We start from the raw sequence: 25,881 nt of genomic DNA, 5'->3' as shown, positions 1-25,881 counted from the left end.
CTTAGTTTTTTCCTTGTCTAGCCAGAGAGTTTTAGGGAAAACAAGGCGAATTTACGCACCAATAGCTGGCTATTGGAAGTGAATTCAACGCAGTTAGCGCTAAAACTGGCTGCTAGAAAGGCATTAATTATCCGCAGCTCAGGTTACTTACTCTCTACGAGCTTACTATCGATACTGAATTTACCAGCACCTGACACGGCAAGTGCGAGAAAGCCACCAGCCATTGCAATATTTTTAAAAAACATTAAGAACTGCATTTGGTCGGCCAGATCAAAGTGAAACAGCAACGCACTGACAATACTAAACCCTGCAAATGCAATCGCTGTCAGTTGAGTATATGCCCCCGCAAGAATGAAAAGCCCTCCTATCAATTCAAAGGCTATAACCAATGGCAGCAGCTCGCTTGGTAATCCACTTGAAGCCATGTATGCAGCATTACCTTCGAAGTATTGGATTTTATTAATAGCAGCCAGTATAAAAATGGCTGACAGCCCTACTCGGCCAAATAAAGATAATACTGATGCCATTGTACTGTTCGGTTTAATGATGTTAATTAGGTTCATGATACTTTCCTCGATAAATATAGACGACATTGGATTGACTCTCGGTGATGAGCCGTTGGAAGAAAGTATACGTTCGCTTTAAAATAATTAAATTAGTAAAAATATCACACATCATTCTATTAAAAAGAATTAAAGCTATCCAAACAGATTCGCTTCCAATAGGTAGTCAATCACCGCCCGTGTTCTAGGCGGAATTTGTTTACGTGATGGATAAATGAGAGAAAACACCAGTTGCTCGCTACTTAACTCTGGACAGATCATTTGTAACTCCCCACGCTCAACTTCTTGCTTCACAGTAGAAGGCAATAATTGCGCAACTCCTAATCCTGCCACTGTCATTTGTTGTAACAGCATGGGGGAATTGCACCAATGTACTTGAGTTGGTGTAAAGTTTACGGCTTCACCACCACGATAAAACTGCGTCATCCCCGTTGATTTAGCCTGCTCTAACAGTAACCAAGGTAGCTGGTTTAGCTGTGTGTCTTTGCTTGGTAACCCATGCAATGCTATCAGTTTAGGACTTGCATAGAGCTTAAAACATTCTTGATGTAATTGCCTTGCAATCAGTGCGCTGTCTTTAGGAAAGCCAACCCTGATGGCGAGATCTATTTGGTCGTTAATAATATCGCGCTTGTCATCATCAACGATGATATTTAATTGGATCTTCGGATATCGCGCCGTGAGCTCAGAAAGTTTTGGTAACAGAAACTTATGTGCGGTGTCGTGTGTCATGGTTATTGAGACCATACCATGAGGCTCTTTGTTATCGAGCAATACCTCAACATCATCCAAAATAGCGTGCAATGAATGCGCTTGAGCCAAAATGTCACGCCCCTCTCGCGTTAGCGTGAGTTGCCTCGTGCTACGCTGCAGTAGTCGAACACCCAGCATGGTCTCTAACTGGGACACTTGTTCACTCACTCTAGAACGGCTAGTCGCGAGCTTTCGCGCAGCTTGAGCAAAGCTTCCCGCATCCACAACCGTTGCAAATATTGCTAATAGTTTTAATGCATTTAAGTCTATTGTACTCAATTTCAGAACTCACCATATCGAATTAACCCACTTATGATAACAAAAATTACCACGCATAATAGCCACATCCAATACATTCTCATTTTCAAAAGAGGTATACATCATGATCGCAATCACAGGCGCAACAGGCAAATTAGGTCAATTAGTTATCGAGTTTTTGGCACAGAAGATACCAGCCAAGCACATCGTGGCTCTTGTCAGAGATCTCGATAAAGGAAAGGCACTCACCAATTTAGGGATCACCGTAAGGCAAGCTGATTATGACAAACCGCATACACTTGATGCAGCACTTGCAGGTGTTGAAAAGCTGCTGCTGATCTCAGGCAATCAGATCGGAAGCCGCACACCTCAACACAAAGCAGTTATTGACGCCGCAGTGAAAAACCAAGTGCGCTTAATCGCCTATACCAGTATTTTGAATGTGGACAACTCACCACTGGAACTGGCTAAAGAGCACAAAGAAACAGAGGCGTATTTGAGAGCAAGCGGCGTGGCTTATAGCATGCTGAGAAATGGATGGTATAACGAGAACTACACTGATTTAGTACCTGTATTTACAGCAAATAATGCCATTACCTCAATCGCGCCGCAAGCTCAGATCAATAGCGCTGCTCGTGCAGACTACGCACTGGCTGCTGCAACCGTATTAAGTAGTTCTGGCCATGATAATTCAGTCTATGAGCTGGCTGGCGATAACGCATTTACAATTGAAGGTTTGGCACAAGCGGTGTCAAAGCATACTCAAGTTGAAGTAAAAGCAAAGTTTGTATCTGAAGAAGAATACTTGGCCTACTTGGTTGCTCTTGGCGTGCCAGCAGCGTTTGCTGCGTTATTGGTTGACGCCGAGGCACAAGCACAGCAAGGATATTTGGCAACCCAGAGTAATGCGCTCAGCCAGTTGATTGGTCGCCCGACCACAACGGTGGCCCAGTCGCTCGCAAAGAGTTAAGCGTATTTTACCGCTGATATAGTGCACAGGCTTTGCTTGTGCACTTATTTTTTACTCAACCTTACCTTCTAAGGTTGATATCAATAAGTCTCGGCTCACTAGAAAACCACAAATACTCACCACGACTAAAAAGATACCGTACATAGAGCCGATATAAACCCAGTCGCTTTGGCCAAACCAAAGGCTTGCACGAGTACCATCATTCACTAACAAGATGTTAACAAGAGACAGTGTGATCACGCTGCGAAAATAAATCGGTTTATCCATATGGCTCGCAAATGCTGCGATAATGAGGGAAAACAGGCATAAGTAGAAGCCTATAACGGAAAACGCACCAGGTTGCATACTAGGATAAAATGCGACGAGAGAAAGGAGTACAGCAGCCCAACCGGTAGTTTTGTATATCATTATCAAGTCCTTTGAAAATGTTAAAAAGTGTTTGTTATGTAAACAGGCTGGAGTATGAGGTAATACTCGTAATTACGCAACTAAATGGTGATAAATGTTGGCTGATATGACCTTTATTCCTTAGTTTTAAACCTATCAGATTGCCTTTGATTTTAAACCTAACCCTAAAGCATTAAGTGAAAGCTTAATTAGCGCGTTATCAAGATGATAGCGCAGCTGAAACTCTTGTCTTTAACTGCGGTACACTGTCTTTTTCAAACCAGTCGTGCTTTTTTAACCAGATCTGATTACGGGGGCTAGGATGAGGTAATGGCAAATGACTTTGACTGGAAAAGTCAGCATTTTTTACCATCTCAGTTACTGATGAATATTGCGTTAAGTAGTATTTTTGCGCATATTGCCCAATAAGTAGTGTCAGCGATACGTGGCTGAGTGTAGCTAGCACCTGAGAATGCCACGTGGGCGCGCAGATTTTAGGTGGTGGTAAATCTCCAGATTTCCCTTTACCAGGGTAACAAAATGCCATTGGCATAATGGCAAAGAGTTCAGGGTTATAAAACTGTATTCGACTTACACCCAGCCAGTCTCGCAATCTATCTCCACTTGGATCATTAAACGGCTGACAGGTTTGATGTGCTTTTAACCCCGGCGCTTGGCCTATAATTAAGACTTTGGCCTTATAACTGCCTTGGATGATAGGTTTTGCCCCCATGGGAAGCGTTTTATCACAAAGCTTGCACTGCCTAACACGTTCAAAAGTATCCATCTTCCCTTACTTCTTATTTTACCCAATCGCACCGAGAGTCATTATGGCATAACCACATTCAAAACCCCATTGAACCAAAAGCACTTAGTCGTTAAAACACCTCCACTCGACTTAAAACAAGTACGAATCACTATCATTTAGATGCAAATTATTGGATAATATTCTATTACGTTTTCTGTCTTTTTAAGAGGTGCTATGCCTAGTCGGGATAACACAAACAATAAGGCTATTTTGTACAGAGCTGAAGTGCTAGCACGCTTTTTCATCGCTATTTTCGGCGGCTATTACGTGACCGTTTTGGCTTCATCTTTGTTAGCTTTAACTTTACCTACTCCGCGCCTAGATGCGCTTTTATATGCATTAACAACCGGCATCGTCTTTTACGCCATCGTTTTTATTTGGGTGTTTGGATGCCGCTCTTTTAGAAAAGTATTTCTTGGCATGATCGGACTACTTTGTATTCTCTACGGCGCACTGACGCATTTTGGAGGCTCCCTGTGAGAGAGTCATTTTTCCGCAGTATGACTTGGCTACACACTTGGGTTGGTTTACTCGTTTGTTGGTTGCTGTTTTTAATCTTTTTTGCCGGTACAGCGAGTTTTTTCAGACATGAGATCAGTCTGTGGGCACAACCTGCGACACATCATCTACCTCATTACGGTAGCGCTCAACAAAATGAAACCGTTAAAAAGAGTATCGAACGGTTTCAAGATATAGCACCAAACGCAGAGTCTTGGCGTATTGAAATGCCAACGGAGCGCCGCCCAAGCCTGCTATTGATGTACTCCGAAAAGCCAGCCGAAGGGGAAAGACGTGGAAAACGTCACTCTGAGTATCTTGACCCAGTAACGCTGGAGGCACTTCCTGAGTTTAGAGAAACCAAAGGTGGTAACTTTTTCTACCGCCTACATTTTGACTTGCACTACATGAACGCAATCACCGCGCGCTGGATTGTCTGTTTTGCGACTCTGTTTATGCTGATTGCGCTTATTTCTGGCGTAGTGATCCATAAACGCATTTTCAAAGATCTATTCCAATTTAGAAACGGGAAAGGACTGAGAAGTTGGCTAGACGCCCACAATCTCTCTTCCGTAGTGGCATTACCGTTTCATATTATGATCACTTATACCGGCTTAGTGACGCTTATTTTTATGTTGCTGCCACAACCAACTGAGCAGCGCTTTGAAGATACAAAAACGCTCCGAGCCGAACGCTACCCCTTTCTTGCTGCGATCCCTGAAACAGGACAACCATTGAAGGAGCTCGCATTAAATACAGCGTTAGATCATTATTTTACTAACTCTGGTGACGCACCGCTTCGCCGCATTGTGATCTCATCGCCAGGGGATGCAAGCGCAACGATTAAGCTTTATGCCAATGCTCAACGTACTGTTCAGGATGACCCACCAAGCTGGATGTATAGCGCGGTATCAGGTGAGCTGTTAAAAACGCACAATGTGACACTGTCTGGCGCTGAAAATCTCTACGGCGGAATGATAGCACTGCACACCGGACGTTTAGCAGAGCCGCTTTTGCGTTGGTTATACTTTGTTGCTGGATTAGCGGGATGTGCCATGATTGCTACTGGTGCGGTTATGTGGGCAAAAAGACTGCGCCAAAAGCTCAAAGGTGATGACAAGCCGGGTGTAGGCCTTAGGCTTGTGGAGTCGCTCAATTTAGGCACCATTATGGGTCTACCAGCCGCAACGGCGATGTTCTTTTATGCAAACCGATTGCTTCCAATGGAATTAGCGGGACGTGCAGACAAAGAAGTTCTGGCGTTCTTTGTTACGTGGGGAATATTCACTCTGGCCGCTCTATTTAAGTCGGATAGGCTAGCGTGGCTGCTATCTGCGAAAGTAAATGCAATCATATGGGGCTTACTGCCTGTCGTAAACATGCTAACCACTGATGGCAGCCTCGTGAGCTATTTCATTAATGGTCAGTGGGTATTATTTGGTTTTGACGCGATGGCTATTGGTATCGCGTTCGGTTTCTTGGTTCAAGCCAAAAAGCTCGGCAGTACCAAAGCAGCACCAGCGACACCGCGTCGCCAAGCAAAACGCGAGGTAAACGCCTAATGGAATGGCTAACGTTTTTACTTTGCCTACTAGCATTTATGGGTTTTGCAGTAGCAAAGCCCAATCACTATAAAGAAGTATTTGGTACACGTCCAAAAGGTAACGTAACAAACCAATTAACCATTGCCAGCTGGCTCTGCCTCGGCGGCAGCTTAGCACTTGCTCTTAAAACTCAGGGGACCTACGGTAGCTTAGAGTTTATTGGTTATATGACCTTGGCAGTATTACTACTTATCGCTATCTTTGCGACCAAACCTAGTTACTTCAGATCACTATTTTACCTAGTCATTATCGCTATGCTGCTCAGTACGCTATATTGGATCATATTTTAACTAAGGCGCCACTAACGGCGCCTTTTTTAGATCACAATTTTACTAACATTCCTTTGTTAACTCTTTGAAACCACATCATTTAGCATAAAATATCAGCAATAATGACGATATACACCGCAAATTTACCAACTCAAACTAAGGTAGGTTAGTAAAATCGTGATCTAATGAGCCCAATAAGCTTAATCAGTTGGTAAAAATATGATCTGACAGTCTTGTTTTCGGACTAGCTTAGTAAAATCCTGATCTAAGCGCCAAAAGAATACTATTGGTTAGTTAAATTTTGATCCAAAAAGCGAGAAGAGTAACTCAGCTCTGCTCCGAGCTTAAGTTTTATCTTACCTTCAAGGTCTATAGCGCTCTATGCTGCGCTAAAAAGTCACGAGTCAGTTCGTTGGCTTGAGTAATTTCTTCTGGTGACATTTTTCCCTCGAGATCTCTGATTGTCCACTCAACTCTGCCAAATACGTCACTGTTACTCACCACTTCTACAAAAAAGTAAGCAAAAGCGAGAGACTTAACATAATCCTGCCCACCAGTTTGTGGATCTAAGTGTTGAAAGCCAGAGATAAGCTTTAGCATCGAATTCTCACCACCTTGAAGTGCAACCTTGTGCGCTAAGCGATACTTAGTCGCGATAAATGCTTGTCGACGCGAAACTTGTTCATCTCTTGGGACATCTTTTAACTTCAGCTCATCAACCAGCTCAACGTCGCCCAGTAGCCAAAGCAAAGACACTGCTTTATCTGAGCCCTTTTCAGCAGCTTCTATCAACATGTCAACATAAGGGCCATCGCGATCTGCGCTGCCTAAGCACACTTTAAATTTTCTATACATACTATCTATGATTTCATAGTACTCATCATTAGCATGCGCTTGTTCAGCCCAAGTGTCGAGTTCACTCTGCGTTTTAGGCACTCTTCTGCATATTCTTATTTTGTTTGCTTGCTCGTAGAGCTCATCAGAACTCTCGTGAGCATGAAGCAAAAGCGGTTGTTGAGCATTTGACTTCTCAACAAGGCGCTCTTCTTGAGGTAATACCTTGATTAAGTTTGAATTTTCACCCACGAACGGAGTAAGCTGAATACTGTTATCTTGTGTAAATAACCATGTTATAACGACTAACCCCGTAACAATAATAAAAACCAGCAACTTCTTCACGTATTTCAAACCCACTCCTGTCTTAAAACAAGTGTAACTTTAAAGCTGTAATAAAAACAATGAATTGCCCTCAGAAACTTGCTTTTGGAGTTTCAGAAATAATGAAAAGACATGCACTTATCCGCTATCAAAAGATTAGCGTGCAATTTCAATTTGAAACTACCTCTTATCAGTGCCAGTCCCCTATCTTTGCGCCTTTATCAACTCAGGGCAGGAAGTGTCCTACCCTGAATATACTTTACTCGGCTTTATTCCAGTCCAGCTGCATATCCCACACATATCGGTGCTCTGGCTCTAGAGGCTGTTGAGAATCATCGACTTGTTCAAGTACATTACGCGCTTTTACTATAGTGGCGTCACGACCGAATAGGTAACTTTGCTCTTTGACAATGGTCAAGTAGGCTTTATTCAGTGCCAGCGCACGTGGTTTTGAAGGTGTGATCAATTCATAAAGGTTTTTCGCAGACTGCACTTTTTTGCTGTTTACCGTGCCATCTTCGTTAAACCAGCGCATTAGCATCTCTTGGTTTTGCCTAAACTCATCACCGCCGCCAACACGCATCATATAGGTCAAGAACTCCCCCTGCTCTTCGCCTTTGTTAGGTACGTCTTGCATCTCTTTTAAATTGATATAACCCCAACCCAGTTTGCCTTCAACTTTACGCGCAAACGAGAAGGTTTGGTCATAGGTTGAACCAATGGTTTTGTGACAACCATTACAAAAAGCGAGCTCTTGCTCATGTTGCGGACGAAGAGCACCATTTTTGTCTTCAATATAACCGTTAATCGTCCAACCGAAGTTGTTATTGATCCCTTGGTCGCCCAAATAAAGCGTTTGTGGGTAATTTTCGAATGACTTTTCTTTCGCTTCTCTGTAGTAAGCAGCGCCGAGTGACTGCTTGGATTTAAAGTTGTGCTTTTTCATGTAGCGCACTTCTTTCATTCTTGGCGCATTAAATACTTGGCCATTATCATCCACCCCAATATACCGAACGGTGTGTAAGAATTCAGTGTCTTGTGGATATAACAGATGAGCCAGCTTGATAGTATTGGCATCACCAAGATAACGTTCACTGCGCAGCATGCTAGTGATCTTCGTGAGTTTGCCATCACCATTTAAATCTACGCCAATTCGCGACTCAGAAATCACTGGCGTTGATATTTCGTCAAGCCCCTTTACAGCCATTTCAACTAGGCTTAAGTTGGCAAGGTAAACGTCCTGATTATACGTTTCGCCCTTTTCTCTGAAGGCGTCAGCAAGGCGGATCATGACATCCCCTGTAGAGCCATTGGTTGGCCAGAAAGTACTAGGGAAAGGTTTATAATTGAATGCCACCCAGCCACTGCCGTCCTTTGCTATACCAAGCTCATCGAACGCTTTTTCCGGATATGCCAAGTTGTTAAGCGGGGTGATCTCACCTTTCCAGTCGGGGTTATTTTTTAGTTTTTCGATAAAAGGGCTGTAATTATCTTGGTTGACCCAGTTAGTAATATCTTGATCTGAGATACCTTTGATAAGCTCAGAACGATCTTTAAACAGATTTTTCCAATGGTTTTTAAATCCAAGATCGGAAAACTCATAGGCGCCTTGTAAATTGGCATCGCGCATCATGTTTGGTCGGTTTTTTTCATCATATGATTGATGGCAGGCATAGCAAGGGTTATTCACGCCATCCGTTTTGGTGTAACACTGAGGTGGGATCACTGATTCAGGGTTATAGACTTCATTGTGCTGCATAAATGCGGTCGCAGGAATATCATCACCCTGTTTATAAGGTGCTGTAGTTTGCGCCGACATAAGTGCGGTATTGGTTAGCCCTTGAGTCTGTTCATCATTACAACCAAACAAGGCTACGCTCGTCAATGCCACTAGAGTTAGGCTAACGTATTTCATTTTTATGACTCCAAAATTTTGCTAAAAAAAAGCAGCGCACCATTCAGTGCACTGCTACTTGCTTAATTATTTTGCTTTAGGGTCATAAAGCCAAAGCGTATTGTTTTCTTGGAAGCCATCTTCACCAATGATGATACGGCCATCTTCCATAACGATAACGTTATCAGGCTGCGAAAGCTGATTGACGTCACAACGCTCAGCGCCAGTTAGTGACGAGCGGTAAGTTGCACCCATAACAACCGGCTCAATACGAGTTAGGTTATAGTTGTTATCGATATGAGCACGGTATACACCGCCACAATCTTTAACACGCGCAGAAAGCTGCATGTCACCTTCGCCATCAATCATGGTGTTGTCGATATCAGAGATACCGATATACATATAGGCTTTATCTACCACCTCACCGGCAACAACATCTTGACCAGTTACTGCCTCAAGTACGCGGTTATGGTTGATGCTTAAGCCTTCAAGTTTACGCCATTCAGCCGTAGCGCCTTTTTGGCGTGCAGCCTGACGAGACTCAAGGAAGATAGCGCGGTTGTCCATCGCTTTACCTGCCGTTACTTTACCGCCACCGTTTGCAACAGTTGGATAAGTTGCAGCGCCTTCTGCCCACGCTTTTACATCAGCAACAGACAAATAGCTTGTTTGACCTTCAACATAGTCAGTCTCATTGATGCCGTCGTATTCGGCCACCCAAGTTTCAATCTGTGCATTACTGCCGCTACCAAGCTCAACCCAGCTAATGTCAAAGCCAGTTACAGCCGGATCGGTAAGGCCTGCATCTTGAGTTAGCTTTGCTGCGTATAGGGTACCTGCACTTAAGTCTTCTGGTTGATCTGCAACAAATTTAAATAGTACGCCACCGGTATCATCTTGTGATGAATAGACAGTACGACGATCAGGCATTACAACTGAGTTTTCATGCTCATAACGGCCAATTGTAAAGTGTTTTACAACATCAGGTGTTTCGGTTGTAGGATTTTTGATTTCTGCAATGTAACCGTAGCGATAAGGGTTAGGGAAATCAGGTGCCATTAACGCTTCCATTGTGTCATTACCTGTTTCAGCAGGGTTATTCCACTGTGGATCTTGTGTTGAATCAACTTCAGACCAGACAATCCATTCTTCCGAAGTCAGCGGTGTGCCCCAAGGTGATACTGAACCAAAGCAGTTAGCAGCAGTGCCTTTAACACCGTCAAAGTCTACCATCATGGCTTCTTCGATTGACCATTTACCCGTTGTCGCTTTACTCATTTTCAAACGACTGACACCACCAGGGTACGCTTCCCAGTTTGTGAATAGGTAACCTGTGTTTGCATCGACTGGAATATAACCATTGAAATCAGGGTTATCATTTTTAATGATTTCTTCACCAGTTGAGATGCTGTAATGTACACCCAAACCACCTGCTAACCCCTTAGTGCCAAGGTTTGCGAATGTATCACCTGTTTGGCCTAGAATTTGATATTGACCAATTGCAGAAATCACGGTTTGTTGTTCCATGGTCGAAGCAGGAACTGGCGCGCTTGGGATATTTGCAGGTAAATTATTAAAGTTCACACCGGTTAGTACACCAACAGTACCCGTATTGAATGGCTTGCTATTGAACTTATCAGTAGCTGTGTTGGTATCATTTGGGTGCTGAACATTGAAGAACAAGTCACCCCCTTCAGAAAGAAATAGACCAGTTACTTCAGCACCAGCAGGGACGGTTGCGATGCGAACAAGGCCTGGTACGCTGTAACTACCATCGCGACCATTTTGGCCGTCTTGTCCATTTTGACCGTCCTGGCCGTCAGTACCATTTTGTCCATTTGTGCCGTTTGTACCATTTGAGCCATGAGTACCGTTTGCACCATCTTGGCCAGCAGTGCCCTGCTCACCTTGAGGACCCGCAGGACCTTGTGCTCCATCGTCACCATCACAGGCTGTAAGTGCCATTGCAACTGCCGCTGCAATAAGAGAATATGCTACACGCTTCATGAGTTACTCCAGTTCCTAAGTATTATTTTTTGTAAAGCGTGCAACAGTGTGAAGTGTTCCTGTTACAGTTGACTGAATGATTTATTAACCATTTCCTACAGGAATAAGACACTTAGGCTCAACTCACATACAGCCTCCCTTCTGTTAGTAAGTTTAAATACCCATAAAAGGAACTTTAATGTAAAGGGGGTTTACACTATTCTTTTTGAACGGGTTCGTGTCTCATATAGATAAGTTCATTGGTGTTAAAACCATATTGTTCTGACATGGTTTTAAACTGATTCATTACGGTATCGGGCACTTTAGGTGCTCTAGAAAGCAACCAAAGGTAATCACGGTTGTAGCTGGTAACAAATGCATACTGGTAATCTTCATCTAACTCGAATACCACATAACTGCCATAAAATGGACCAAAAAATGACACTTTCAAATGCGCTATTTCATCATTTGCAACAAACTTAGCTTTGCCAACCGCTTCTTTCCACTCTCCTTCCTCTGTTACATATCCCTTATTTACGACTTTAATTGAACCATCAGGATTTTGGCTATACGTTGCCGTGACGTTCTGCATTCCCCTTTCAAATGAATGATCTAATCGCGCGATTTCATACCAAGTGCCCGTATAGCGCTCAACATTAAAGTCTTTAACTGGTTTAATGCCCTCAGGTAGCCCTGTGCATGCTGAAATTACAAGCACTAAAATCACCGTAAAAAATAACTGTGGTACTTTCATATAAGTTCTCCATATTCCATCTTGATGTCATACGTAGTAACCAAGCACTAAGATTAACGATAGGTTCGATTTTTACCTAGTAAAAGCAAAATTTAATTCAAACCCTTACCATGCCAATTTCACCTTATTTATTTTAAACTTACGTGTAAATGAATAGATCGCAGCAAAGTATGATGAATACAGCACAGAGCAAAAAAATACTAACTCATGGTTTGGGTGTAGCAACGGGTAAAGTTGCGTTTTATATTGAACATCCACCACGCATAGAACCTTATAATAATTTAATACAAGTCAGTGCGTTAGCGAGTGGGGAGATCGAACATATTAATGCGCATTGTGGCAATGGTTGGCGGAAAATCTTCAATGTTTTTGCCAAGTTTTTATTTGCTGCAAGACTGTCAGATCACGATATTACTAACTATTCAACTTGGCAGTCATATCGTGATAGCGCATTACTTCAAGCTTCAAGTCAAGAAGCCCTGCTCTTCTCAACGCCTGATTTTTCAGCAAAAACATACGATTGGCATATTATTGCAGGACGCACCTACGCGAAATCATTACTCAGAGATCAGGTTTTTACTAACAATCTAATTTGGCTGGATGATGAGTTCGCCGTTGACTATAACTTGCGTCTTATTATTTCGCCATTTTTGGATTATCGCCAACTTAGTAATATAAAAATCAATAAGTTAGTGGAAACAATAAGACAAGGTTAGATATTAGGCGGCAACTAAACTGTATGCCAATTTGTGAAGAGATCAAATTTTTACTAAGTAAAATACTGATCTACCTTCCGTATCATAGTCATTGAGATCAGAGTTTTACTAACTTTTTAGAAGTAAATGACGTGAGGTTTAGATAGAACGCGGTGACGTCAGTGGCAGAGCAGCAATTGACTTGGTATAGATCACTATTTTACTAACTTAATACAAGCTACTTTGAAAAAGTAAGAAAGGAAAAGCCACACCCGAATATGGTCTGGCTTATTTATCCGAAGCTCAGGTTATTTAGATAAAAACTACTGTTTATCTACCACAAAGCCTGCAAATCCAAGGGCTTTAAAGAAAGGTTTAGCAATGCCAAAACCTGCGGTGTCTAGCAGTTCAGCAAGGCGCATTTTATCCACGGGATAAAACTCATGCTCTAAATTCACCCTCATGCGCTGCTCGCCAACATCAGTCAGGCCAAGTTGTTTGCAAACGATTAACTGCGCTTCACGTTCAAAACTTGTCGCAGGTTTTTCTAAGTCGGCAATAAAAAGACGTCCATCCGACTTTAGCTGTTCACTCATTTGTTTAAACAAGCTTGCTTTATCGCCGTTATCTTTTACAAAGTGCATTACCAGCAAGCATAGTACTGCATCCGCTTGGTAGGCCTGTGGTGAAATCGCGCCATGATGGATCTGCACACGCTCCTGTAGGCCTAACTTAGTAAAATGCTGATCTGCAATTGCCAACATATCAGCAGATACATCTTGCGCTATAAACCGCCAACTCGGGTTTAGCTGAGCAAGCTCTACAATTTCTTTGCCTGTCCCTGCACCCACAACCAAAATGGTTGCGCTATCTGGGTAAAGTGCTAACAGTTGCGCCCCGGTAAGTTGGTGAATTAACGCATAACCTGGCACCAGTTTTGTGATCCTAGAGTCGTAGTTTTGGGCTTCTTCGCCCGTAAAAGTCGGCATCCAAATTTCCTTATGTTTGTGGTACTAAATTTAAAGATGAGTAGCCTCCCGGCTGTTTATTCACATGGATACGGGTGGCGATCCGCTCGCTCATCTGAGCAACATGCGAGATCACTCCAACCTTGCGGCCTTGTGATTGCAACGCGTCTAGTGCATCAATTGCGACACCTAGCGTCTCGGGGTCTAACGTACCAAACCCTTCATCAATGAATAATGAATGTATTTGCACTTTATTTGATGAAAGCGCGGCAAGTCCAAGTGCTAAAGATAAAGATACCAAGAAGGACTCTCCTCCAGATAAGGTGTTGACGCTACGTTGTTCGTCAGCCATATCTTTATCTATAACTGCAATTTCCAAAGATTGCTCAATATTGGTAAGCAGATAACGTCTAGAAAGCGTATGCAATTGCTGGTTAGCATACTGCAATAAGATTTTTAACGTTTGTGTTTGCGCCCAATTACGCAACTTTTTGCCTGTTGCGTCGCCTAATAACTTGTCTAGCAAATGCCATTGTTCGTAGTCTTGTTGCAACTGAGCGAGATTTGCCGCTTGCAAAGAGAATTGTTGTTTATTCTGAGCATCAACCTCTAATGCACTTTGCACTTGTAGCAACTGATTTTGAGTTTGCTCAAGTGCTTGCGTCGTCTCGGCATGACTTAGTTTAACGTGTTCACTATCAACTCCATCAGGGTACTTATTTTCAAGTTGGCTGAGTTCTTCACGCTGATGACCAAGCTGCAGCTTAGTGTTTTGAAAGGTTTGCTGAACTTGCGCACACTTTTCTAGATTCGCTCGAGCTTCATCTAACGAAACCTCAAGTAACGCTAGTACTTTTACTTTGTCTAGTTGCCCTTGCTGGTCGAGCAACCATTGTTCAAAGCGCGCATTAAGCTGCTGCAACCGCGATGTTTGCTCGGCAATTTGCTTTTCTAGCTGCGTCAGGCTGTGCTGAGTCTTTTCACGTTGTGCTTCGGTTTGGCTCAGCGCCAACTGGGTTTGTGTGATCTGCTCTCGGCTTTGCTGTTCTTGCTGCTTCAGCTCTGCAATCCAATCATCCAATCTGGTGTGCTGCTGTGGTAAGTATTCAGCACGTTCGCGATTGAGGCGTTCAATATTCTGCTGATGTTGTAAAAGCGTATGTTCTAATTCTTCAAGCCGCTGCGCCTCATCTTGTTTTTGTTGACTGACAAGATGTAATTGATGCTCAAGCTGAACTTTATTCGCCGTTAACGCATCTGTACGCTCGGTGGTTTTTAGCCAAGTTTGCACCCCCGTTTTAAGTTGGCTAATGGCAGCTTGAGGAGATGAATCAAAGTTTTGCCACCACGACTTATCGGAAATTAACGCTTCAAGTCGATTGCGTAAGGCGTCTGCTGTCTGTGATAGCTGCTCATATTCGGTTCGCAAAAAGGCAATATGATTGCCTAAATCATGGTGCTGCTGCTGAAGTGCCTGCCCTTTATGTTTAGCCTGCTCGAGGTGTTGTTGTGCCTGCTGAACCGATTGCCACTGGCGGTCGATATTATTGCGTAACTTTGATAGTTCATTTAGCCGTGACTGAATACTCACGAGTTGCAATTCAGCTTGCTCAGCGCTGCCAACTTTATACTCATCGCTCAATGCATCTAGTCGAGCGCGATTCTCATTTATTTGCTTAGTGCAGTGAGCAATTTCCTGAGTGACTGACTGCCATAGCGCATTCTCACGCTCCTTTTCACCGACTTGTTGATTATAACGCTGCAACACTTGTTCACGAGCTTGCTCAGCAGCTTGATACTGAGACCGAAAATCCGATAGTAGCTGTTCCCAGTGGGCATCGATGTGCTCCACACCATAAGGATGTTCTTTTGAGCCACACACCATGCATTCTTGCCCTGCCCGCAGTTGAGAGCGTAAATCGCTGATCCGCTCACTTGCGCGTAACTGCACTTGCTCCAAGTTATCACGAGTTAGGGCTAGGCGCTGCTTAGACAACTCGTCTTGCTGCTTGGTATCTCGGATCAGTATCTCAAGCCTTTCCAAGCCAATATGTTGTTGAGTTTGTTGCGATCGTAACTGATGCAGCAAGGCATCCCCTTCTTCGATACTACGATAGGCCTGCACGCATAGAGACCAGTTTTGCAATGCCAAATTTAGGTCTTGTTGAGTCAAAGGTGTGAGTGCTTCTTTTAACGCTGAGAGCGCGCTGGCTTCGGTGTCGTAAACCTTTTGTAGATGCTGTACCTCAGCCTCATGTTTGCTCAATTGTGTACCTAGCGCTTGCTGTTCGCTCGGTAATTTTTGCAACTGGGTTTCATGATCGTTACGTTGTTGTTGGTACTTTTGCAGATCATCGAATTGAGGCTGAACCACGCTCCATTGCCCGGCAATATTGCTAACTGAGTGCAAGTTCGCTTGCTCATGCTCTAGCTGCTTTAATTCAGTAGCGATCTCGCCTTGTTGCACTTGATACTTCTGTATTGCAGCTTCATGTTGCGCGATAAGATTGGCGTGCTTGTCGAGATAGGGCTTAGTTTCTCGTTCTTGCGCTTTGTGTAGGCTCAGCTTTTCATCCAATATACGAATGGTATTAAAGCTTGGTTCTAACTTTACAAAATTGGCTTGCTGCGTAATAAGCTGCTGTTCAAGTTGCTGCTGTTTTGCTTTTAGCGTTGCAATAGCGGATGCAAAATCTTGTTGCTGCAGTGCTAGCTGCTCTTGAGATAGCTGCGCAACGCGTTTATCCGCCAGCTCATGCTGCTCACGGTTATCACGCATCTCATTGGCTTTTAAGACTTGCTGCGCATATTCCTGCTGTGGCTTTCCCTCTGCTATTTGCTGCTCAAGCGTTTTTAGCGTGTGTTCCACCTCAGCTATTTTTTGCTTTCTTAGCTCGACATCCGCGAGCCATTGCAGCTGAGCTTGCAGCTTTGTGCTTGTTTCTTGTTGTCGATTTCTTGTTTCAATCAACGCCAACTTCTGTGCTTCAAGTTCGGCAAGCTGATCTGGTGACAAAAGCACAATTTGACCTAGCCTATCTTGCAGGGATTGCAGCTCAATTTTCTTTTGTTTGTGCGCTTCAAAAACCGCTTTACCGATATTGCTGAACTTTTCGGTACCCGTAAGACATTCTAGTAACTGAGCCCGTTCATCTCCCCCAGCCTTCAAAAACGCGGAGAACTCATGCTGAGCAAGCAGCACGGCCCGAGTAAACTGTTCAAAGTTAAGCCCGACTAGCTGTTCGATTTTTTGTCCCGTTTCTTTTTTCTTCTCACAGACTAGGGTCATATCTGGTAGGCTGAACAACTCAATTGTAGCGTCTTTTAAATTTCCTTTAGGGCTTTTTCTAGCGCGTTTTACCGACCAGGTAGCTTGATAACGCTTGCTATCTTGAGCAATAAAAACCACGCTCGCAGATGCTGCAACACAGCCCCGACGCAATAAGTTTCGCGGGTCATTTAATTTAATGTTATCGCCATTAAAGGCAACTCTCTCTTTGTCGTCCGATTTTAACCGTGCGGTTTTGCCATAAAACGCGAGACAAACCGCATCCAGTAAAGTGCTTTTTCCCGCCCCTGTATCACCAGTAATGGCATAAAGACCGGTGTCTTTGAGTGGTGCCGCAGTAAAGTCGACTTCAGCACTTTCTATAGAGGCAAGGTTGGTGATTAATATTTTTTCAAGTTTCATTGCACTACTCCTCCATGCTCGCGATCACTTCTGCTAATTTTTCATGCAATGTCGCGGGTGCTTTTTCCTGCTCAGGTTCAATTTCGCGATAGGCAATATCCAACAAGGTATTGGGCGATAACGATTCAACTTTGCCCAAATCTTCAAACAACCACTCACTGGCGGCTGCGCCTTTAGACACCCGCTCAATACCACAAAACTTAATATCCTTTCCTTTTAGCGCTTCATCAATCTCAGCTCGAAAGCGGCTATTGGTTTCCGCTGCAGATAATTTTAAGCGAATATAGGGAGCGCTATCGAACTTGCTAAAATCCTGCGCCGCGATAGCTTCGCATAATTCAGTCAAGCGCTTTGCACCATTTTCAGGGATATATAGCACATCTTTAAAACGGGGAACGTAAAGGGGGTTTACATCGATCAGACCTTGCTCATTAAATTCAGCGAGCAATACCTGATGCTTATAATTGCGTTCGGAAAATGACATTGGCAAAGGTGTGCCGCAGTATCTGATAGCGCTTTGCTTAGCGACGGTTTGCGCTTTATGTAAATGACCTAACGCAACATAGTCAAACTGCTCGCCAAACACGCCTGCAGATACCGCATCAAAACCGCCAATGTTGAGGTTACGCTCAGAATCTTCAGAAATCGTTCCCCCCTTGGCGTGCAGATGCCCCATTAGCACAATAGGACCTTTCACTTCTTCTATCGTGCTTAGCGCATGCTGATAAGCTAATTGTACCCCGGTTTGATAGTCAAACTCGTCAGCTAGCGGTTTTGGTAAATCAGCACTGCGCAAAAATGGCATTGCCACAACATGCATATGCTGCGCGGCGATGGGTAAATCGATAACAACTTGTTCAGGCGCTTGTTTGTTAAAGCGTCCAATAACATGGGTGTTGAATAAGGTTAAGAGTGGTTTTGCGGTTTCAATGCGATTAGCGGAATCGTGGTTGCCTGCAATCAGAATAATGTGCAGCTGAGGGCACAGTTGAGATGCTTTTTGGATAAAGGTATACAGTTGCTTTTCAGCACTGGCGGGCGGTGTTGCGGTATGAAAAATATCACCGCTGATCAACAGTACATCGACTTGCTGTTCAACCAGCGCATCGCATAGCCAGTCTAAAAACAGCTGATGCTCTTCACTGCGATCATGCTCGTAAAACGATTGTCCTAAGTGCCAGTCAGACGTGTGTAAAACCTTCATTTAGCGTTCCTTTTCCTATAGAAACGCTAATATAGCATCGTCGAGCAATATTCGTCTTGTGAATATTGACGCTTTAACAGCTTAGTGAGTCAACTGCCACCAAGCAAAAATGATTATAGGTAATGCCAGTAAAAAGAATTTAGCAGGTAACTTGAAAACACGACTATGCTTATCTTGCACGCGTTTAATCGCCGATTTCTCGTTACAGGCAGCTACTTTATCAACATAAAAATAGCCGTCATCTAAATAATCTTTACAGTTTTGTTCGTCTGCAGGAATTGCAACAAACTTCTCTTGTTTTTTTAGTATGTAGAAATCCATACTGCCCACCACATTCGATTCGCTAAACGGGTATTTAGTACAGAGCAAAACTAACGCCAGTTTTACCCAGAGATTGTAAAGTGCGCGATTTTAAAGACAAACTTGGGTCAATATCAACAACTAATTTTGTTTTCTTTATTTATTTATAAAATGTACACAATAACCCAGCAAAATACCTTTTTGGCATACAAATTAATTTTTTAGACCACTGTATTTTTTCTATCAAAAACAACAGATTAAAAAACACTCAAAACAGTCTCATTTCAGTCGTGTCCAAATCTTGTTACTTTATCTCAAAACTTTGATTTATGTGTTTTTATTTGTCAGTTTATTGACACGTAGAAGGTTTTATTTGTCTTCCTTTGTCACCATGTAAATCCCCTCTACTCACTCAGAGCAAAAAACTGAAATAAAAATGTTTATCGGTCAATGCCTTGGCATGATAAAACGGGAAATAACAATGAAAAAATCAACACCAGCTATGCATTTATTGGTTGCACTCGCGCTATCCGGTGTCGCACACGCCAGCGCCATTTCACAAACCAAAGGGCATTTTGAAGATAAGTTTCGCCAATTAGACGAGACTTTACCGACCCCAAATATCTACCGCAGCGCAGCCGGTGAGCCCGGAGAGCGTTATTGGCAACAAAAGGTGGATTATGATATTGATGTAAATTTGGACGAGAAAGCCAAAAGATTAACCGCTACGCAGACCATACATTACAAAAATAACTCTCCTCACACCCTCAAATATTTATGGCTACAATTAGACCAAAATATCTTCAAAAACGATTCAATCGCTGAACGAACTGCAACTTTTGGGAACGAATTACAGAGTAATCCGGTTACAAAACATGCAAAAATTTCACTAAATCAACTCAGACGCCAACAGTTTATGGATGACACTGAGCTTGGTTTTGTCATCAATAATGTCAAGGATGGTCGCGGTAAACCGCTCAAGGTCACGATTGTTGATACCATGATGCGTGTTGACCTAAACGAACCGCTCAAATCAGGTAAAGATCTACAATTTAGCATGGACTTCGCCTTTAATATTGTTGAAGAAGATGCGGTTGGCGCACGTTCGGGTTATGAGCACTTTGAAAAAGATGGTAATGACATCTTTTTGCTCGCGCAATGGTTCCCTCGTCTAACGGCGTATACAGATTATGAAGCTTGGACCAACAAGGCGTTTCTTGGCAGTGGTGAGTTCACGCTCGAATTTGGTGACTACGATGTTGAAATCACGGTGCCGGCCGATCATATCGTTTCTGCAACCGGTAAGTTAGATAACCCAAAGCAAGTTCTGAGCAAAACCCAGCGTGACAGACTAGCGCAAGCAAAAACAGCAAAACGCCCGGTATTTGTCGTTACTGAAGAAGAAGCGCTAGAAAACGAAAAAGCCGGCACAGATGACACTAAAACGTGGCGCTTTAAGGCCAAAAATGTGCGCGATTTTGCTTGGGCTTCATCACGTAAATTTATGTGGGATGCTAAAGGCTATCAGCAAGGTGGTGACGAGCAGCCTCTCGTGATGGCCATGTCATTTTTCCCCAAAGAGGGGGGTGACTTGTGGAAAAAATACTCCACCGAAGCCGTTATTCATACCATGGAAGTCTATTCACGCTTCTCGTTTGATTACCCCTATCCAACCGCTCAATCGGTAAATGGTCCTGTCGGTGGGATGGAATATCCGATGATCACTTTCAATGGTCCTCGTACGAAATTGCAAGATGATGGCTCTCGCACCTATTCACTGGCCGAGAAACGTTTTTTAATCGGCGTTGTCATTCATGAAGTAGGGCATATCTACTTCCCCATGATAGTCAACTCTGACGAGCGCCAGTGGACATGGATGGATGAGGGCCTCAATAGCTTTTTAGATGGCGTTGCCGGCCGCGAATGGGATCCCACCATTCCTTGGGGCGTTGAGCCAAGAGATGTTGCTGCCTACATGAAATCTGAAGATCAGTCTCCAATCATGACGCAATCAGACAGCGTATTGCATCTCGGTCCAAATGCCTACACTAAGCCAGCTGCGGCTCTTAACATTCTGCGCGAGGTGATTTTAGGCCGTGAGCTATTCGATTTTGCATTTAAAGAATATGCCTTACGCTGGAAATATAAACGCCCAACGCCAGCAGATTTCTTTAGAACGATGGAGGAAGCTTCTGGGGTCGATTTAGATTGGTTCTGGCGTGGCTGGTTTTACAGCACTGATCATGTCGATATTTCATTAGATAAAATCTATCAATTGCGGTTAGACACCAAAAACCCAGATATCGACTTTGGCCGCCTACGTGAGTTTGAAAAGAACAAACCAATCTCGTTATTCGTCAAACGCAATCAAGAACAAGGGCGCGCACTTTGGATTGATAAAAACCAAGACATAACAGACTTTTACGATAGTAATGACCAGTTTACGGTAACCAATGAAGAACGAAATGAGTATCGTGAGTTTTTATCTGAGCTTAAACCTTGGGAAAAACGTACCCTTGAGCGCGCGGTAAAAGAAGACAAAAACTATTATGTGCTTAAGTTTAGTAATGTCGGTGGACTCGTGATGCCAATCTTACTTGAGCTCACGTACCAAGATGGTAGCAAAGAAGAGCGAACTATCCCTGCCGAGATTTGGCGTCGCAATGCCCGTAACGTCAGCAAGCTAATTATTACAGATAAAGATAAGCCGCTTGCATCCGTGACTGTTGATCCGCGATGGGAAACTGCTGACGTTGATATCGAGAATAACCATTACCCAAGGCGCATTATAGAATCCCGCCTCGAACTCTATAAAAAGAAAGAGCGTGAAGGTAAAGTGTATCGCGATATCATGCAAGACGTGAAAGCCGAGCTAAAACCATTCGAAGAGAAAAAGGATAACTAATGAAAACCTGGCGCTTAGCCTGTTTACTGGTGCTGATTTCGCCGCTTTGTCAGGCGCACCAATTAAAAGCAGCGATCACCACTGTTTTATTTAACGAACGCAGTGGCAATATCGAGATCATGCACAGATTTTATCTCCATGATACTGAGCATGCGATAGAGAGCCTACTGAGTCACAATGCCGACATCTTTAACAATGCTGCAGATAGAGAAAGCTTTGCGGATTATGTCAGTAAGCACGTTGAAATAAAAACAGGCGCAGGGAAAGTGCTGCCTTTAAATTTGGTTGGTGCGGAAATCGATGGCCAATTCTTTTGGGTATATCAAGAAACCCCGCTGTTCTCACCAATAACTGAGCTTAAAATGCGTCATAATGCACTTAGAGATGTGTGGTCAGAACAAGTCAATTTAGTAAACTTTGAAGGCAAAGGAAAAGTCAGGTCGCTGCACTTTGATGGCAATGATGATTGGCTAAGCGTCACGTTTTAGGTTACCTAACTCGCTAAAGTAAAAAGGCACTTCGGTGCCTTTTTTACTTTATCAACTCATGTTCTACGCTAAAGTTAAAGCATACATTGTGAACGCGCGACGAGGAAAAGGCACTTCGATGCCTTTTTTACTTTATCAACTCACGTTCTGCGCTAGAGTTAAAGCATACATTGTGAACGCGCGACGAGGAAAAGGAATGATGGCCTCAATAAAACTGGTTTTGACCTTCATATTACTAACGTCATATGGCGTCTGTGCAAGCGATTTAGTGCGCTATAACATCTCTAAAGAATTTGTTGATCCCAAACAAGACTACTACATCGCGTTATTAAGACTGACTTTAAATAAGAGCCGCGATAAATACGGTGCTTACCAACTCATTGAAAACTCTTTCGATCACACCCCTCAAGGACGCACCTTAGAAATCTTGGAACAAGGGAAGCTTTTAGATGTTCACTGGAGCATGACGTCAATCCAAAGGGAAAAAAGTTTAGCGACGGTATATGTGCCGTTATTAAAAGGGATGATGGGAGCGCGTTTATTTCTTATCCATAAAGATACCGAGGAAAGACTCTCCTTACTTAACTCACCCGCCCAATTAATGAGCTTCACGCTTGGCAGTGGTATCGATTGGCCTGATACCTCAATCTACGAAAAAAATGGCTTTGTAGTGGTTACTAGCATGGCAGCCCTATTACCTAAAATGCTAGAAGAAAAACGCTTTGAGCTCTTCCCTCGCGCACTTCACGAACCATGGACGGAGTTACAAAGCATGGATAGTGCAGTGGTAGAGTCCAAGTTCGCATTTTGTTATCCCGCCGCCATGTATTTTTTCGTCAATAAAAACAATCGCCGACTCAAGGAGCGCCTTACCTATGGCCTCAACAAAGCAATAGAAGACGGCTCATTTGATAGGCTATTTTTTAATCACCCAATTACTCGTGAAGCCATTACAAAAGCTAAATTTGAAGAGAGAAAAGCATTAAAACTGCAAAACCCAAACTTGAGTGGCCACACAAGGGATATCCTGTTTAACCCCAAATATACATGGCAACCTATCCACCAGTGCATATCACCCAACTAAACCTAGCTCAGAGCGACAAGCTATTGAAACTTGAATTATCGGCTTTGGTTAATTAATCTGGGGCTGGGATACAGCAGTAGGGGATCTATATTAGTTCAATCATGCTTTTGTAGACTTCTCTGCCTATTCAGTAGTTCATTTTACACGATGGTATCGCACACCAGCGCTGGCTACCTAAAGTTGTCAACTAACATAAATTCACCATCAATAAATAATAAAAACAAAGAAGGCCATTACCTTGATCAATATTCCACCCAATATCCCACGCTCGAACAGCCCTGTTGGTCGAAAGCTTGGAAACTTGATGCTTAAGATAATGGGATGGAGGATAACTGGCACTTTTCCAAGTGAAGACAAATTCGTAGCAGCCGTCGCGCCGCATACATCAAACTGGGATTTCTTTATTGGCATTGCTGTCAAGCTTGCACTTGATGTTGAAATTCGTTTTTTAGGCAAGCACACCATTTTTATCCCACCATTTGGCTGGCTATTACGTAAATGGGGCGGTATTCCGGTTAGGCGAGATACACCTCATGGTATGGTCACGCAGGTTCGCGATATCTTCAATGCCAACGACAAATTAATTTTGGGCTTAGCCCCAGAAGGGACTCGTAAATACACCTCAGAATGGAAAAAAGGTTTTATCTACATCGCACAATCCGCCGAAGTCCCCATTGTGCCTATGGCAATAGACTACCGTAGTAAAACTTTTGTTGTTATGCCGGCGATTAACAATACTACAGAGCTCACTCCAGATCAGTTACTTCACCAAGTCAAACAACAGTTTTCAAAACAAATGGCAAAATACCCTGAACACGCATCAGGACTATGAATAAAAGCGTCAACTAAAGCTGAAAACTTTAAATATACAAATCAACTAGATAGAGACTAACAGATAAATAATGCCACTAATTGAAAAAATAAAGTCAATTTAATCAATCACTTTAGAAATACACACTTTAGTTACATTAGTTTGACAACCCCACTGCTTAACACATTTAACTACACCACATTGTAAAGATTTGTTAATGAGATTTATACATATATATCATGAAGATATTTAATTTCAATGAATACAAATGAAAACGTTTGGTAAATTTAAAGTTGATCACAAACCCTCAAAATGAATAGTATTTCACCACTTATTAACGTATTCGTGGTGGATTATGCGATTGCTCATTGTTGCATTACTTGTTGGTTTTATTGGAATTGCTTTTTGGAAAATGATGCCTGAAGCTCAACTTTCACATGCAAATGTAATTCAAGTTTCGAACAACACAGAAGATGAGTCGAAGGCGACCCTAGAGCTTGACACGCTTGAACAAGGTTCTAAGCAAGCCATCACTACAGCAGCGCCAATACAAAAAAGTAGCGACTTTTATGCGGTGAATAAGGTATCGAATAAAGCAAAAGCCGTGCTGTCAGCCGCAAAGGTTTTACCACAAGACTTAAACAATGAAGCTTATATTGAATTTGACTTACCTACACTCAGAAAATTAGAAGGCGGCGATAACTTTGAATTGCTTATTCCGCAAACACAAGAGTCATTTGTAGCAGAGGTAACCGGCATATCCTTGGCAGAAAACGGCGATAAAAGCGTCTTTGGTAAGGTCACTGGTGCTGATGGTCGTTTCCATACCACCGTTTTGACGGTAGGCAAAGACGCCGTATATGGTCAACTCACCGCGCCAAGCGGCAACTATGTATTCGAATCAAAAGACCAATTTGGCTGGATCGCAGCCAAGCGAGACTTATATCGCTCTCACAAAGAAGAAGAACTGCATCCGCATGATAGTCATGATGAAACAGAACATAACTCAGTTTCTGTGAAGGAAGATATTTTTCAACCCAAAAGTAACGTTAACTAAAAGAAAGGAAAAACAATGAATACAACAGTAAAGGCAGCATCGCTGGCAACAGCACTCGCTCTATCTGCAAGCGCATCAGCAGTCACCGTTGATATCGGCATTCTTTATACTGATCAGTCAGCGGCTGCTACATCAAACATTAATACTAAAATCAATCAGTTGATTGCGTTTACAAACCAAGTTTACAGCCAAAATGGTATCGATCTGCAACTACGCCTTGCAGGTACGCAAAACTTAGGTAACTACAACATCACACCAACGAGTGCTTGGTTAGATTCTGTGACTAACAGCAGCTATGTAGCTAACCTACGTAATACTTGGCGTGCAGATATGGTTGCAGTACTTGGTACAGGTGAGCGCAATGGTAACTACATCACATGTGGTCTAGCTTGGGTAGGTCAAGGTAGCAATGGCAACCTATATTCAAGCATGAGCAACCGTATGTTCAGCATTACAGGTATCGATTGTGGTGCAACAACATTTGTTCATGAGCTTGGTCACAACCAAGGTCTAGCGCATTCACGCAAACAAGGTGACACCAGCGGTGGTGTATACGTTGATGGCATGGGCCACGGCGTACAAGACAACTTCGCCAGTATCATGGCTTATCCACATGTCTTTGGTAATGCAACACAGTACGACTACTTCGCTAACCCGAACTGGTCTCTTGGCGGTGTACCTTATGGTGTAGTTGGTCAATCATATGCTTGGAAAACGGTAGATGCGACTAAAACGAGCATCGCAAACTTCAAGTAATCGCTTTACGTTCAAGTTTC

23 protein-coding genes are annotated in these 25,881 nt (G+C 43.1%); 11 read left to right on the top strand and 12 right to left on the bottom strand.

From position 1 onward, the window contains the following. Positions 1–143 precede the first annotated feature (143 nt). Positions 144–563: a DoxX family protein gene (locus EXT48_RS20860; protein WP_130165637.1), complete on the bottom strand. Its 420-nt coding sequence runs from the start codon at positions 561–563 to the stop codon at positions 144–146. A 135-nt stretch (positions 564–698) separates the two neighbouring features. Next, complete coding sequence (locus EXT48_RS20855; protein ID WP_010605606.1) at positions 699–1,595, bottom strand: LysR family transcriptional regulator; 897 nt, start codon at positions 1,593–1,595, stop codon at positions 699–701. Between the two features lie 103 nt (positions 1,596–1,698). Between EXT48_RS20855 and EXT48_RS20850 the strand changes: the two genes are divergently transcribed. After that, positions 1,699–2,544: an SDR family oxidoreductase gene (locus EXT48_RS20850; protein WP_130165636.1), complete on the top strand. Its 846-nt coding sequence runs from the start codon at positions 1,699–1,701 to the stop codon at positions 2,542–2,544. A 51-nt stretch (positions 2,545–2,595) separates the two neighbouring features. Here EXT48_RS20850 and EXT48_RS20845 read toward each other — a convergent pair whose 3' ends face one another. Together EXT48_RS20845 and EXT48_RS20840 are read right to left on the bottom strand one after the other, a co-directional pair. Beyond that, entirely contained in the window at positions 2,596–2,952 is a 357-nt protein-coding gene (locus tag EXT48_RS20845; RefSeq protein WP_010605604.1) for a hypothetical protein, read from the bottom strand. A 199-nt stretch (positions 2,953–3,151) separates the two neighbouring features. Beyond that, on the bottom strand, positions 3,152–3,718 hold the full coding sequence (locus EXT48_RS20840) for a uracil-DNA glycosylase family protein (RefSeq protein ID WP_130165635.1): 567 nt from the start codon (positions 3,716–3,718) through the stop codon (positions 3,152–3,154). A gap of 195 nt (positions 3,719–3,913) precedes the next feature. Between EXT48_RS20840 and EXT48_RS20835 the strand changes: the two genes are divergently transcribed. Genes EXT48_RS20835 through EXT48_RS20825 form a run of 3 tightly spaced genes read left to right on the top strand, consistent with a single transcriptional unit; the run spans position 3,914 to position 6,131 of the window. Next, positions 3,914–4,219 (top strand): hypothetical protein, encoded by a 306-nt coding sequence (locus EXT48_RS20835; RefSeq protein WP_010376045.1) that lies wholly within the window; start codon positions 3,914–3,916, stop codon positions 4,217–4,219. Beyond that, positions 4,216–5,799, top strand: a complete 1,584-nt coding sequence (locus EXT48_RS20830; protein ID WP_130165634.1) for a PepSY domain-containing protein — start codon at positions 4,216–4,218, stop codon at positions 5,797–5,799. Before EXT48_RS20835 ends, EXT48_RS20830 begins: the two co-directional genes overlap by 4 nt. Beyond that, positions 5,799–6,131 carry a DUF3325 domain-containing protein gene (locus EXT48_RS20825; protein WP_130165633.1) on the top strand — a complete coding sequence of 111 codons (333 nt, stop codon included), beginning with the start codon at positions 5,799–5,801 and terminating at the stop codon, positions 6,129–6,131. Before EXT48_RS20830 ends, EXT48_RS20825 begins: the two co-directional genes overlap by 1 nt. A 348-nt stretch (positions 6,132–6,479) precedes the next feature. On the opposite strand, the gene EXT48_RS20820 is transcribed toward EXT48_RS20825, so the two are convergent. From EXT48_RS20820 to EXT48_RS20805, 4 genes are all read right to left on the bottom strand, one after another. Further along, a complete protein-coding gene (locus EXT48_RS20820) occupies positions 6,480–7,298 on the bottom strand; it encodes a hypothetical protein (protein ID WP_130165632.1) in 819 nt (272 codons plus the stop codon). 229 nt (positions 7,299–7,527) lie between these two features. Next, positions 7,528–9,183 (bottom strand): hypothetical protein, encoded by a 1,656-nt coding sequence (locus EXT48_RS20815; protein WP_130165631.1) that lies wholly within the window; start codon positions 9,181–9,183, stop codon positions 7,528–7,530. A 66-nt stretch (positions 9,184–9,249) separates the two neighbouring features. Further along, entirely contained in the window at positions 9,250–11,169 is a 1,920-nt protein-coding gene (locus EXT48_RS20810; protein ID WP_130165630.1) for an alkaline phosphatase PhoX, read from the bottom strand. Positions 11,170–11,365: 196 nt separating this feature from the next. Next, the gene (locus EXT48_RS20805; RefSeq protein ID WP_130165629.1) at positions 11,366–11,902 is read right to left on the bottom strand and encodes a lipocalin family protein; all 537 of its coding nucleotides are present in this window, start codon (positions 11,900–11,902) and stop codon (positions 11,366–11,368) included. Between the two features lie 173 nt (positions 11,903–12,075). Between EXT48_RS20805 and EXT48_RS20800 the strand changes: the two genes are divergently transcribed. Next, a complete protein-coding gene (locus tag EXT48_RS20800) occupies positions 12,076–12,618 on the top strand; it encodes a hypothetical protein (protein WP_130165667.1) in 543 nt (180 codons plus the stop codon). 302 nt (positions 12,619–12,920) lie between these two features. Here EXT48_RS20800 and EXT48_RS20795 read toward each other — a convergent pair whose 3' ends face one another. The 4 genes from EXT48_RS20795 to EXT48_RS20780 form a co-directional block, all read right to left on the bottom strand. Continuing rightward, positions 12,921–13,586: a class I SAM-dependent methyltransferase gene (locus tag EXT48_RS20795; RefSeq protein WP_069021006.1), complete on the bottom strand. Its 666-nt coding sequence runs from the start codon at positions 13,584–13,586 to the stop codon at positions 12,921–12,923. 10 nt (positions 13,587–13,596) lie between these two features. Continuing rightward, on the bottom strand, positions 13,597–17,256 hold the full coding sequence (locus tag EXT48_RS20790) for an AAA family ATPase (protein WP_130165628.1): 3,660 nt from the start codon (positions 17,254–17,256) through the stop codon (positions 13,597–13,599). A 4-nt stretch (positions 17,257–17,260) separates the two neighbouring features. After that, positions 17,261–18,460, bottom strand: coding sequence for an exonuclease subunit SbcD (locus EXT48_RS20785; RefSeq protein WP_130165627.1), 1,200 nt, complete (start codon positions 18,458–18,460; stop codon positions 17,261–17,263). An 81-nt stretch (positions 18,461–18,541) separates the two neighbouring features. Continuing rightward, positions 18,542–18,781 carry a hypothetical protein gene (locus tag EXT48_RS20780; protein ID WP_010376069.1) on the bottom strand — a complete coding sequence of 80 codons (240 nt, stop codon included), beginning with the start codon at positions 18,779–18,781 and terminating at the stop codon, positions 18,542–18,544. A gap of 460 nt (positions 18,782–19,241) precedes the next feature. Between EXT48_RS20780 and EXT48_RS20775 the strand changes: the two genes are divergently transcribed. From EXT48_RS20775 to EXT48_RS20750, 6 genes are all read left to right on the top strand, one after another. After that, on the top strand, positions 19,242–21,665 hold the full coding sequence (locus EXT48_RS20775; RefSeq protein ID WP_130165626.1) for a M1 family metallopeptidase: 2,424 nt from the start codon (positions 19,242–19,244) through the stop codon (positions 21,663–21,665). Next, complete coding sequence (locus tag EXT48_RS20770; RefSeq protein WP_045988637.1) at positions 21,665–22,153, top strand: DUF6702 family protein; 489 nt, start codon at positions 21,665–21,667, stop codon at positions 22,151–22,153. Before EXT48_RS20775 ends, EXT48_RS20770 begins: the two co-directional genes overlap by 1 nt. A 196-nt stretch (positions 22,154–22,349) precedes the next feature. Beyond that, the gene (locus EXT48_RS20765; protein ID WP_130165625.1) at positions 22,350–23,237 is read left to right on the top strand and encodes a hypothetical protein; all 888 of its coding nucleotides are present in this window, start codon (positions 22,350–22,352) and stop codon (positions 23,235–23,237) included. A 238-nt stretch (positions 23,238–23,475) separates the two neighbouring features. Then, a complete protein-coding gene (locus EXT48_RS20760) occupies positions 23,476–24,069 on the top strand; it encodes a 1-acyl-sn-glycerol-3-phosphate acyltransferase (protein ID WP_045988635.1) in 594 nt (197 codons plus the stop codon). 334 nt (positions 24,070–24,403) lie between these two features. Next, complete coding sequence (locus tag EXT48_RS20755) at positions 24,404–25,105, top strand: hypothetical protein (RefSeq protein WP_130165624.1); 702 nt, start codon at positions 24,404–24,406, stop codon at positions 25,103–25,105. Positions 25,106–25,120: 15 nt separating this feature from the next. Continuing rightward, positions 25,121–25,861 (top strand): reprolysin-like metallopeptidase, encoded by a 741-nt coding sequence (locus EXT48_RS20750; RefSeq protein WP_039495419.1) that lies wholly within the window; start codon positions 25,121–25,123, stop codon positions 25,859–25,861. Positions 25,862–25,881: the final 20 nt, after the last annotated feature.

Origin of the sequence: Pseudoalteromonas sp. CO348, from assembly GCF_004208845.1 — a bacterium.
In the GTDB taxonomy this organism is placed as follows: domain Bacteria; phylum Pseudomonadota; class Gammaproteobacteria; order Enterobacterales; family Alteromonadaceae; genus Pseudoalteromonas; species Pseudoalteromonas maricaloris.
The sequence above is the reverse complement of the archived record's forward strand: the minus strand, read 5'-3'. Positions and strand labels throughout refer to the sequence as shown.

Coding starts and splice junctions, on each gene's coding strand:
- EXT48_RS20860 (WP_130165637.1), bottom strand. CDS start 563: ATGAACCTAATTAACATCATTAAACCGAACAGTACAATGGCATCAGTA.
- EXT48_RS20850 (WP_130165636.1), top strand. CDS start 1,699: ATGATCGCAATCACAGGCGCAACAGGCAAATTAGGTCAATTAGTTATC.
- EXT48_RS20845 (WP_010605604.1), bottom strand. CDS start 2,952: ATGATATACAAAACTACCGGTTGGGCTGCTGTACTCCTTTCTCTCGTC.
- EXT48_RS20840 (WP_130165635.1), bottom strand. CDS start 3,718: ATGGATACTTTTGAACGTGTTAGGCAGTGCAAGCTTTGTGATAAAACG.
- EXT48_RS20835 (WP_010376045.1), top strand. CDS start 3,914: ATGCCTAGTCGGGATAACACAAACAATAAGGCTATTTTGTACAGAGCT.
- EXT48_RS20825 (WP_130165633.1), top strand. CDS start 5,799: ATGGAATGGCTAACGTTTTTACTTTGCCTACTAGCATTTATGGGTTTT.
- EXT48_RS20815 (WP_130165631.1), bottom strand. CDS start 9,183: ATGAAATACGTTAGCCTAACTCTAGTGGCATTGACGAGCGTAGCCTTG.
- EXT48_RS20810 (WP_130165630.1), bottom strand. CDS start 11,169: ATGAAGCGTGTAGCATATTCTCTTATTGCAGCGGCAGTTGCAATGGCA.
- EXT48_RS20805 (WP_130165629.1), bottom strand. CDS start 11,902: ATGAAAGTACCACAGTTATTTTTTACGGTGATTTTAGTGCTTGTAATT.
- EXT48_RS20800 (WP_130165667.1), top strand. CDS start 12,076: ATGAATACAGCACAGAGCAAAAAAATACTAACTCATGGTTTGGGTGTA.
- EXT48_RS20795 (WP_069021006.1), bottom strand. CDS start 13,586: ATGCCGACTTTTACGGGCGAAGAAGCCCAAAACTACGACTCTAGGATC.
- EXT48_RS20790 (WP_130165628.1), bottom strand. CDS start 17,256: ATGAAACTTGAAAAAATATTAATCACCAACCTTGCCTCTATAGAAAGT.
- EXT48_RS20785 (WP_130165627.1), bottom strand. CDS start 18,460: ATGAAGGTTTTACACACGTCTGACTGGCACTTAGGACAATCGTTTTAC.
- EXT48_RS20780 (WP_010376069.1), bottom strand. CDS start 18,781: ATGGATTTCTACATACTAAAAAAACAAGAGAAGTTTGTTGCAATTCCT.
- EXT48_RS20775 (WP_130165626.1), top strand. CDS start 19,242: ATGAAAAAATCAACACCAGCTATGCATTTATTGGTTGCACTCGCGCTA.
- EXT48_RS20770 (WP_045988637.1), top strand. CDS start 21,665: ATGAAAACCTGGCGCTTAGCCTGTTTACTGGTGCTGATTTCGCCGCTT.
- EXT48_RS20765 (WP_130165625.1), top strand. CDS start 22,350: ATGATGGCCTCAATAAAACTGGTTTTGACCTTCATATTACTAACGTCA.
- EXT48_RS20755 (WP_130165624.1), top strand. CDS start 24,404: ATGCGATTGCTCATTGTTGCATTACTTGTTGGTTTTATTGGAATTGCT.
- EXT48_RS20750 (WP_039495419.1), top strand. CDS start 25,121: ATGAATACAACAGTAAAGGCAGCATCGCTGGCAACAGCACTCGCTCTA.